Raw genomic sequence first — 9,520 nt, 5'->3', positions numbered from 1 at the left:
CGGCCGGGCCGAGCGGTCGGCCAGCGGGTACTCGGCCACCTCGCCGTCCACGGTGATCCGCCCGACCAGCCCGCCGCCGATGCCGACGTACCAGAGCGCGCCGTCCGTCCCGGCGGTGATCCCGACCGGCGCGGTGCCCCCGGTGGGCAGCTCGTGGACGGTCACCCGGCCGTCGACGGTGATCCGGGCGACGGCGTCGGCCTGGTTGAGCGTGCACCACAGCGCCCCGTCCGGCCCGGCCGTGATCAGCGACGGGAAGGCCCCGGCGACCGGCAGCGGGAACTCCGTCACCTCCCCGGCCACGGTGATCCGCCCGATCCGGCCGGCGTTCAACTCCGTGAACCAGAGCGCCCCGTCGGGCCCGGCGGCGATCCCGTACGGCCCGGCGTCCTCCGTCGGCAGCGCGTAGGACGTCGTCGTCCCGTCCGCCGTGATCCGCCCGATCCGGTGGTCCCGCATCCGGCTGAACCAGAGCGCCCCGTCCGGCCCCGCCGTGATCACCGCGGGCCCGCACTCCGGCGCCCCGAGGCCGAAGCGCCGCACCGTCCCGTCCGCCGCCAGCCGTCCGATCTCCCCGGCGTGCACCAGGGTGAACCACACGCCGCCGTCGGGCCCCACGGCCACCCCGTACGGCCCGGCCCCCGCCTCGGCCACCTCGAACAGTTCCACGCTGCCCCTCCCGCCTCACTATCGCGACTTAAATCGCATTAGTGATGCTCGCATACCGGATCACGGACCGGCAACCGACTTCTCCCGCGCGTCCGGGTCGCCCCGCAGCACCGAGATCACGCCCATCCCGGCGGCGCAGACCGGCACGGCCAGCAGCGCCCCGATGATCCCGGCGATGCCCGAGCCGGCCACCACGGCGACCATGATGGTGGCCGGATGCAGCTCCACCGTCCGGCTCTGGATGACCGGCTGGAGGACGTTGCCCTCGATCATCTGCACCGCCAGCACCACGCCGAGCGCCCAGAGCGCCGTACCGAGGCCGCCGTCGGCGAGCGCCACCAGCACGGCCACCGTGCCGGACAGGAAGGCCCCGACGAAGGGGATGTAGGCGCCCATGAAGACCAGCGCGCCGAGCCCGGGCGCACCCGGCACCCCGAGGGCGATCAGGCCGATGGTGATGAAGCCCGCGTCGATCAGCGCGATCAGGGTGGTGCCCCGCATGAACCCGGCCATCGCGTCGAAGGCCCGCTCCGCGCAGGCGATCACCGTCGTGGCACTGCGGTCGGGCAGGTAGGAGCGGATCGCGTCGCCGGTGCGGTGCCCGTCCCGGAGGAAGAAGAACACCAGGGCCAGCGCCAGCACCCCGCCCGTGATCAGCTGGGTGAGCAGGCCGAGCCCGGAGAGCACGCCGTTGGTGAGGGTGGAGACCAGCGAGTTGGTCTCGCCCTTGGCGTTGTCCAGGCCGTGCCGGATCTTCGCCCCCAGCGGGCCCAGCCAGTCGGCCAGCCGCTGCCCGGCCTCCTGGAGCGAGGAGGCGATCTGCGGGGCGCTGTGCACCAGGGAGTTGACCAGCAGCGCGATCACCCCGCTGACCGCGACCACCAGCACCACGCAGGTCAGCCCGGCCGCCAGGCTCCGGCTGACGCCCCGGCCCACCAGCCACGGCACCACCGGGTAGAGCAGCGAGGCCCCGAGCAGCGCCAGCACGAACGGCACGGTCGCGGCCCGCAGTTCGACCAGCGCGAAGACCACCAGCGAGGCGACGGCGATCAGCAGGATCACCGCCACCGACCAGGCCGCCGCCTGCCGCAGCCCGGGCGGCAGCATCAGGTACGGCCTGCGGTGGTCCGGCTGCCGCTGCTCGCCGGGCGCGCGCTCCACGGACACGGCCACCTCCGCCGGGGGTCGTCGACGATTCCGAACCGCCCCAGCTCAGCAGACGCTCCGGCGGGCCGCGCGGCGGACCGGCCGGGAGCACCCGAACGAGCTACCCGGCCGCCTCGAACCGCACCGCGCCCCGCTCCCCCGCGCCCGCGAAGGCCAGCACCCGCTCGGCCTCGGCCTCCGCCGCCCGCAGGTCGGCCGGGCGCAGCGGCGCGAAGGGCGCGACGACCGCCTCCCGCTCGCCGGCCAGCCGCCACGTCCCGGCGACCAGCCCGTCCACCAGCAGCGTCCCGTGCACGATCCCGTTCTGCGTCATCACCCGGCCCCGGTACCGCTCCGGCAGCACCCGGGTGCGGTCCGCGTGCGACAGCAGCAGGTTGTCGAACGGGGCGACCAGCCGGACCGGCGCCGGGACGGACGGGTCCGGGCGGGGCGCCTCGGGCAGGTCGTACAGCTGCCGGCCCCGCTCGTCCCGGAAGGCGAGCAGCCGCGGTGCGAGCCGCCGCAGCACGGGGGCGAGGCCGGAGAGGCCGCACCACTTGCGCAGGTCGGCGGCGGAGGCCGGGCCGAAGGCGGCGAGGTAGCGCAGCACCAGGCCGCCCGGGTCGGGCGAGGGGTCGAGCGGGCGGCCGAGCCAGGCCTCGGCGGTGGTGTGGGCGGCCGGGCCGCCGCGCCCCCACAGCCCGCGCGGCGGGACCTGGACGAGCGGCAGCCGGCAGCGGGCGGCCTGGGCGAGGGCGGCCGGGTCGCGCTCCGGGCGGCTCGCGGCGAGCAGCGCGCCGAGCTGCTGGAAGGTGCGCGGCTCCGCCTCGACCAGGGCGCGGGCCTCGGCGGCGAGCGCGTCCAGGTCCAGTCCGATGAGCCGCTTCCCGTACGTCGTGCGCAGCGCCTGGTCCAGCAAGGGCTGGAGCAGCGGGCGCAGCGTCAGGCAGTCCTCGGCGGTGACCAGGTGGATGGTGCCGCGTTGGAGGGCGATCCGGACCACCGCCCGCCGCTCGATCAGCGTGCTCAGCTGTTCGGGCGCGAAGCCGTCGAGCCGGGCGAGCAGGCCGAGGTAGGGCGGCTGGGGCGCCGCCTGGGCCTGCAGGCCGCCGAGGTGGTGGATCAGGGCCGCGGGCGGCTGGTCGGTGCGGGCGAGCAGGTGCTGACGGGCCAGCAGCGCCCGGCCGAGCGCGCGGGTGCCGAGTACCGTCACCGGTGGCCGTCCAGCACCGAGCGCAGGACGCCGATCCGGTTGGAGGTGATGGAGGCGACTCCGGTGTCGCGCAGCCGGCGCATGGTGCGGCGCAGGTCGGCCGTCCAGGTGGAGACGGCGAGCCCCTGCTCCGCCGCGGCGGCGGTGAACTCGGCGGTGACCAGGCCGAACGGCGGGTTGAGGTAGCGCGGGCGCAGGTCGTCCAGCAGGGCGCGCACCGGCATCCGGGGCTGCTTCCAGGTGAGCGCGATCTCGGCGTCCGGGCTCAGCGCGCGCACCGCGAGCATGGCGGCGGTGGGGCCGCAGAAGGCGACGGCCCGCTCGGCCCCGAGCCCGGTGACCACCGACCAGGTCGCGGCGGCCGGCCCCGCGTCGTCCAGGTCGATCAGCAGCCGGCGGCCCTCGACGGCCGTCACCGCCTTCACGGCCTCGGCCAGGGTGGGGACGGCGAGCGGCCCCTGCCGCAGCTCCTCCAGCTGTTCGGCGGTGACCCGGTCGATCGACCGCATGTCGCCCCAGAGCCGCTCCAGGGTGCGGTCGTGCAGCAGGACGGGCACCCGGTCGCGGGTGAGCTGGACGTCCACCTCGACGGCGTCGGCCCCGGCGGCGAGCGCGGACTCGACGGAGGGCAGGGTGTTCTCGCGGAACCGGTACGGGTCGCCCCGGTGGGCGACGGTCAGTGGCCTGGCAGTCAGTGGCCTGGCGGTCAGTGGCCTGGCGGCGGCGTTCATCGGGTCCTTCCGGCGAGCCAGGGGGTGAGGTCGTGGACGCCGATGCCCTCGCGGTAGCTCGGCTCCCCGGGGACGGTGACGATCAGCGTGGTGGACGGCGGGAAGGTGCGCGCCTTGACGTGCACCAGGTCGGACCAGACGGCGTTCAGGAAGCCGGGGACGCGGTCGCGGTCGACGTCGAAGGCGATGCCCTCGACGGTCACGGTGACCTCGTCGTGGGTGAACAGCCGGACGGTGACGGCGGGGCGGCCGTCGAACTCCAGCAGCGCCTCGTGCGGGATGCCGTCCAGTCCGTCGCCCGAGCCGTCCACGCCGTCCGCGCCGACCAGCCCGGCGAAGGTCTGGTCGCGGCCGATGTCGTGCTGGGCGCGGACGGTGCGGCCGTGCCGGGCGGCCACGGCCTCGATCGCGAGCACGGCGCTCTGGGTGGTCGGCAGGTGCGGGGGTGACATCCGGGCGCCTCTCGGTTCGTTCCGGGACTCGTACGAAGGGACCTACAGGGAGCCGCGAAGGGATCCGCGACGGGATCCGCGGGGATCCACAGGGCCGACTTAGCGGCGTTCGATCATCACATTGGTGGACTTGATGACCGCCGTGGCGGGTGCGCCGGGGACCAGGTCGAGCTCCACCGCCGAATCCCGGCTGATCAGGGACACCACCCGGAACGGCCCGGCCTGGATCTCCACCTGCGCGGCCACGTCGCCCAGCACCACGTCGGTGACGATCCCCGGGAAGCGGTTGCGTGCCGAGGACGGCCGGCCCTCCGCCTCGGCGTTCTCCGGTCGGGCCAACTCCCGGGCGAAGGCGGCGAGTTCGACCCCGGGGATGATCCGGTGCCCGTGCTCGTCCCGCACGGCGGCGACCCGCCCGGCGTCCACCCAGCGCCGCATCGTGTCGGCGCTGACGCCGAGCAGCGCCGCGGCCTCGCCGATGCGGTACGGATTGGCCGGCGCCTCGGGCTGGCCCATGTGCGTCTCCTGACGGTGGTTCGGGTTCTCGGGGCGGGCGCCCCCGCGCCATCCTGCCGTACCGGCGGTACGGACGATCATGTGAGGGCCGCCCCCACGGCATACCTTAGGGCTCGCCGAAGAGGTCGCGTCGTGCCGCGTCCCCGGCGGTGAGCACCGCCCCGGCGAGCACCGCGCCGCCGCCCGCGGTGCCGGCCCGCACCTCGGTGCTCAGCGGGGAGAGCAGGGCCAGCCGCCGCTCGACCCGGCCGGCCAGCTCCGGCCCGCCGGCCCGGCCTATCTCGCCGCCGAGCACCACGCAGCCGGGGTCCAGCACCACGCAGACGCTCGCCGCGCCGATCGCGATCCGCTCGGCCAGCTCGTCCAGGAAGCCCCCGCCGGCCTCGCCGGCCGCGAGGGCGGCCCGGACGGCGGCCTCGGCCGCGGGGGCGTCCCCGGCCGGGTCGGCGGGCAGTCCGTGGGCGCGGGCCAGCGCGCAGATCGCGGCGCTGCCGACCAGGCCGTGGAAGCCGCCCTCGCAGCTGTCGGCACTGGGCAGGCCGACGGTGCCGGGGACGGGCAGGAAGCAGATCTCGCCGGTGCCGCCGGAGAAGCCCCGGCGCAGCCGCCCGTCCAGGATCACGGCGGCGCCGACGCTGTGGCCCAGCCAGAGCAGGACGAAGGTGTCGCGGTCGCGCGCGGCGCCGACCCGGTACTCGGCCCGCCCGGCGAGGTTGACCTCGTTCTCCAGGATCACCTCAGTGCCGGGCAACCGCCGCAGCGCGGCGAGGAGTTCGGCGTGCCACGCGGGGAGCTTGCCGGTGCTCTGCAGCCGCCCGGTGGCCGGGTCGACCAGCCCGGGGGCGCCGACCGCGACGGTGTGCAGCCGTTCGACGCCGGCGCCGCGCGCGGTCTCCAGCAGGGTCGCGACGATCGCCCCGGCGGTGTCCGGCCCGCCGTCGCCCTCGACCGGGACCTCGGCGGTGGCCAGGCTGCGCCCGGCCAGGTCGGCGACGACCAGGCTGACGCCGCCGGAGCGGACGTCGAAGGCGGCGAGGTGGGCCCGGGAGGCGACCAGCGCGTAGAGCCGGGCGTTGGGGCCGCGCCGCTGTTCGCCGCGCTCGCCGACGACGGCCACCAGGCCGGTGCGCTGGAGCCGTTCGAGCAGGTCGGCGACGGTCGGCCGGGACAGGCCGGTGAGGCCGCGCAGCTCGGTCGCGGTCAGGGGGCCCTGTTCGAGCAGGAGGTTGAGTGCCAGCCGGTCGTTGATCGCCCGGGCGGTGCTCGGCGTGGCCGTACGCGCGATGGTCATGGCGGATCATCCTTCCAGAGTGTTTCTATCAGGGTCCCTTCCTGATAGTTTATCGACCGTCACAGGGCACTGTCGCGCCCCACACCGCGCGACCGGGAGGGAACACCCCATGAACGGGACCACCGCGCCACCACCGCCACCGCCGGAACCGCTGAGCGCACCGCGCCGGGCCCGGGCGAGCATCGCCCTGGTCTTCTGCGTGCACGGGGCCGTCAGCGGCAGCTTCGTCACCCGCATCCCGTGGCTCCAGGACCGCCTCGACCTCTCCACCGGGCAGCTCGGCCTGGCCCTGGTCATGCCCGCCATCGGCTCCTCCCTCGCCATGCCGCTGGCCGGCCGCTTCGTGCACCGCTACGGCGGCCGGGCCGCGGTGCGCGGGCTGATCTCGCTCTGGTGCCTGGCCCTCGCCCTGCCCGCGCTCGCCCCCTCGCTGCCGGTGCTGTGCGCGGCCCTGCTGGTGTACGGCGCCGCGGCCGGGATGGCGGACGTCGCGATGAACGCCCAGGGCGTGGAGATCGAGGAGCGGCTCGGCCGCTCGATCATGTCCGGCCTGCACGGGATGTGGAGCGCGGGCGGCCTGCTGGCCTCCGCCTTCGGCATCCTCGCCGCCCACCTGGACCTCGACGCCCGGCTCCAGCTGGCCGTCACCGCGCTGGTCCTGCTCGCCCTCGCCCAGCCGGTCTGCCGCGGGCTGCCCGACATCCGGGCGCACGAGGGCGCGGAGGAGCCGCCGCGGTTCGCGCTGCCGCCGCGCAGTTCGCTGGTGATCGGGCTGGTCGGCTTCTGCGCGGTCTTCGCCGAGGGCGCCTCGATGGACTGGAGCGGCGTCTACCTGCGGGACGTCACCGGCGCCTCGGCCACCGTCGCGGCCGCCTCGTACACCGCCTTCTCGCTGACCATGGCGGTCAGCCGACTCGCCGGGGACGCGGCGATCCGCCGGCTCGGCGCCGTCCGCACCACCCGCATCGGCGGCGCCGTGGCCACCGTCGGCGGCCTGCTGGTGGTCGCCGCCGACAGCCCGGCACTGGCCATCCCCGGGTTCGCCCTCATCGGCATCGGCATCGCGGTGATCGTCCCGCTCGCCTTCGCCGCGGCCGGCCGGATCGGCAGCAACCCCAGCCAGGCCATCGCGGGCGTCGCCACCGTCACCTACACCTCCGGCCTGATCGCCCCCGCGGTCATCGGCGCCCTCGCCCAGGCCACCTCGCTGACCGTCTCCTTCGGACTGGTCACCGCGCTCGCCTGCGCCCTGCTGCTGAGCGCCGGGGCACTGCGGCTGGCCGAACGGAATTCCGGCAGTGAGAACGTGACCGCATCGTCACCGGAAAAGCCTTCCGGAAAAGATCTCTCCACGATATGATGGTGAATTCCCGAGGGAATTCCCCGCTAAAGTCTCGAACCGCCGGGCGCACCGCGTCCGGCGGTTTTCGTGCTCCGCGAGAGGGATTCCCCGTGTGCTACGACCCGGACGCCGCCCCGCCCGCCCCCGGTCCCGCCCTGTGGCCGCTGGCCGAGGCCGCCCCACTGACCCTGACCTCGGCCGACGGCACCCGGTTCGGCGCCTTCCTGGCCCGCCCGGAGATCGCCACCGGAGCCGGCGTGCTCGTCCTGCCGGACAACAAGGGCCTCTCCCCGTTCTACCGGCAGACCGCCGCCCGGCTCGCCGAACAGGGCCACCCGGCGCTCGTCCTCGACTATTACGGCCGCACCGCGGGAGCCTTCCCGGAAAAGCGCCCGGCGGAATTCGGCGAACTGCCGGACCTGCTCCCCCACCTGCTCGCGCTCACCCCCGAGGGGCTGGACGCCGACATCACCGCCGGGCTGGAACGGCTGCGCGCCGTCGGGCCCGCCGAGGTGGTCGCGCTCGGCTTCTGCTTCGGCGGCCGGCAGGCCTTCCGGGCCGCCGCGCCGCGCTTCGGCCTGGCCGGCGCGGTCGGCTTCTACGGCTACCCGGACACCATCCACGGCGCCCCCGGGCCCACCCAGCTCGCGGCGGAGCTGACCGCCCCGATCCTCGCCCTCTGGGGCGGCGCGGACGAGCACATCCCGGCCGCCGCCGTCGAGGCCTTCGACGCGGCGCTCACCGCCGCCGGTTGCCCGCACACCTTCGTCACCTATCCGGGGGCGCCGCACAACTTCTTCGAGCTCGCCGCGGTCGACCACGCCGACGCGGCCCGGGACGCGTGGCAGCGCCTGCTGGGGTTCCTCGCCCGGCCGCGCTGAACCCGAAGCCCGGGCCTCGTCCCTACTCCCGTCCCGGGCCGTGGACCGGAGCGGGGACCAGGACCGGGACCGGTTAGGCTCGGGCGGTGTTCGAGCCCGATGCCGTTCCCGTGCCGCCCCTCGCGCCGCAGGTGCCCGCCGTCGCACCGCGTTCCCCGTGGTGGCGGTTCGCCCTGCTGGTCGCGGTGCTCGCGGCGGCGGCCGGCTCGCTCCTGCTGTGGAGCCCGACGGAGCTGCTGTCCGGCGGGCTGGCGGACCGGATGCCGGGCTACTGGTTCGGCCCGCTGTTCGCCCTGGTCTACGCGGTGGGGACGCTCGCCTTCGTGCCCCGGCCCGCGCTGAACGCCGCGGCCGGGCTGCTGCTCGGCATCCAGCAGGGCGTGCTGCTGGCGGTGCTCGGCACCACGGTGGGCGCCGCCCTGGCCTTCGTGCTCGGCCGGGGCCTCGGCCGCGAGGCGCTGCGCCCGTACCTGCGCGGGAAGGTGCTCGGGGCGCTGGACCGGCGGTTCACCGAACAGGGCTTCCGCAGCGTGCTGGTGCTGCGCCTGCTGCCCGGCATGCCGTTCCAGGCGGCCAACTACGGCGCGGCCTTCTCCGGGGTCCGCTTCCTGCCCTTCGTGCTCGCCACCGCGATCGGCGTGGTGCCGACCACGGCGGTGTACGTCACGGCGGCGGCCAGCGCGGGCCGGCCGGGCTCGGCGGCCTTCCTGCTGTCGGCGGGGGTGATCGCGCTGCTGGTGCTGGGCAGTGCGGTGGGCCTCTGGCGGGCGGCCCGGGCCCGCCGCCGGGTGGCGGCCGGCTGACCCTGGCCCGTCCGTCCGCGGCCGTCCGCCACCCGGCCCGCCCACTCGAACAAAATCGTTCGCGCCGGTGTGCCGCCGGAGGCCAGGATGGCGCGCATGACTGCACCGGACCCGCGGGTGGACCCGCCGATGACGGCCGACGAGGCCGCCACCCTGAACGCCTTCCTCGACTACCACCGCGACACCCTCGCGCTCAAGACCGAGGGCCTGACGGACGACCAGCTGCGGCTGCGCTCCGTCCCGCCGTCCAACCTCTCGCTGCTGGGCCTGGTCCGGCACATGGCCGAGGTGGAGCAGTACTGGTTCCAGTCCGTCCTGCTCGGCCAGGAGATCGTCGAGGGGCACTTCTGGACCAAGGAGAACGAGGACGGCGACTTCGACGACGTCGACACCGCCGACGTCGCGGCCGACTTCGCCGTCTGGCGCGCCGAGGTCGAGGCCGCCCGCGGCGCCGCCGCGGGCCTGCCGCTGGAGAC

11 protein-coding genes are annotated in these 9,520 nt (G+C 75.6%); 4 read left to right on the top strand and 7 right to left on the bottom strand.

The genetic code is table 11. From position 1 onward, the window contains the following. The 7 genes from ACFU6K_RS20230 to ACFU6K_RS20200 all read right to left on the bottom strand — a co-directional run. The coding region (locus tag ACFU6K_RS20230; protein WP_380664858.1) for a virginiamycin B lyase at positions 1-669 on the bottom strand (669 nt) is incomplete at its 3' end. Between the two features lie 60 nt (positions 670-729). Continuing rightward, positions 730-1,836 carry an AI-2E family transporter gene (locus ACFU6K_RS20225; RefSeq protein WP_380664856.1) on the bottom strand — a complete coding sequence of 369 codons (1,107 nt, stop codon included), beginning with the start codon at positions 1,834-1,836 and terminating at the stop codon, positions 730-732. 100 nt (positions 1,837-1,936) lie between these two features. Beyond that, the gene (locus ACFU6K_RS20220; protein ID WP_380664854.1) at positions 1,937-3,028 is read right to left on the bottom strand and encodes a winged helix DNA-binding domain-containing protein; all 1,092 of its coding nucleotides are present in this window, start codon (positions 3,026-3,028) and stop codon (positions 1,937-1,939) included. After that, positions 3,025-3,759 (bottom strand): glycerophosphodiester phosphodiesterase, encoded by a 735-nt coding sequence (locus ACFU6K_RS20215; protein WP_380664852.1) that lies wholly within the window; start codon positions 3,757-3,759, stop codon positions 3,025-3,027. Before ACFU6K_RS20215 ends, ACFU6K_RS20220 begins: the two co-directional genes overlap by 4 nt. Then, positions 3,756-4,211, bottom strand: coding sequence for a hypothetical protein (locus ACFU6K_RS20210; RefSeq protein WP_380664850.1), 456 nt, complete (start codon positions 4,209-4,211; stop codon positions 3,756-3,758). The genes ACFU6K_RS20215 and ACFU6K_RS20210 overlap by 4 nt, the downstream gene beginning before the upstream one ends. 99 nt (positions 4,212-4,310) lie before the next feature. Next, positions 4,311-4,727 carry a molybdopterin-binding protein gene (locus ACFU6K_RS20205; RefSeq protein WP_380664848.1) on the bottom strand — a complete coding sequence of 139 codons (417 nt, stop codon included), beginning with the start codon at positions 4,725-4,727 and terminating at the stop codon, positions 4,311-4,313. A 106-nt stretch (positions 4,728-4,833) separates the two neighbouring features. Continuing rightward, a complete protein-coding gene (locus ACFU6K_RS20200; RefSeq protein ID WP_380664846.1) occupies positions 4,834-6,018 on the bottom strand; it encodes an ROK family transcriptional regulator in 1,185 nt (394 codons plus the stop codon). A gap of 109 nt (positions 6,019-6,127) precedes the next feature. On the opposite strand from ACFU6K_RS20200, the gene ACFU6K_RS20195 reads away from it, so the two are divergent. The 4 genes from ACFU6K_RS20195 to ACFU6K_RS20180 form a co-directional block, all read left to right on the top strand. Further along, positions 6,128-7,378 carry an MFS transporter gene (locus ACFU6K_RS20195; protein WP_380664844.1) on the top strand — a complete coding sequence of 417 codons (1,251 nt, stop codon included), beginning with the start codon at positions 6,128-6,130 and terminating at the stop codon, positions 7,376-7,378. 92 nt (positions 7,379-7,470) lie between these two features. Then, positions 7,471-8,241: a dienelactone hydrolase family protein gene (locus ACFU6K_RS20190; RefSeq protein WP_380664842.1), complete on the top strand. Its 771-nt coding sequence runs from the start codon at positions 7,471-7,473 to the stop codon at positions 8,239-8,241. A gap of 86 nt (positions 8,242-8,327) precedes the next feature. Then, entirely contained in the window at positions 8,328-9,044 is a 717-nt protein-coding gene (locus ACFU6K_RS20185) for a TVP38/TMEM64 family protein (RefSeq protein WP_380664840.1), read from the top strand. Positions 9,045-9,140: 96 nt separating this feature from the next. Further along, the coding region (locus tag ACFU6K_RS20180) for a DUF664 domain-containing protein (protein WP_380664838.1) at positions 9,141-9,520 on the top strand (380 nt) is incomplete at its 3' end.

The sequence above is a fragment of the Kitasatospora sp. NPDC057512 genome (genome assembly GCF_042802135.1).
In the GTDB taxonomy this organism is placed as follows: Bacteria; Actinomycetota; Actinomycetes; order Streptomycetales; family Streptomycetaceae; genus Kitasatospora.
The sequence above is the reverse complement of the archived record's forward strand: the minus strand, read 5'-3'. Positions and strand labels throughout refer to the sequence as shown.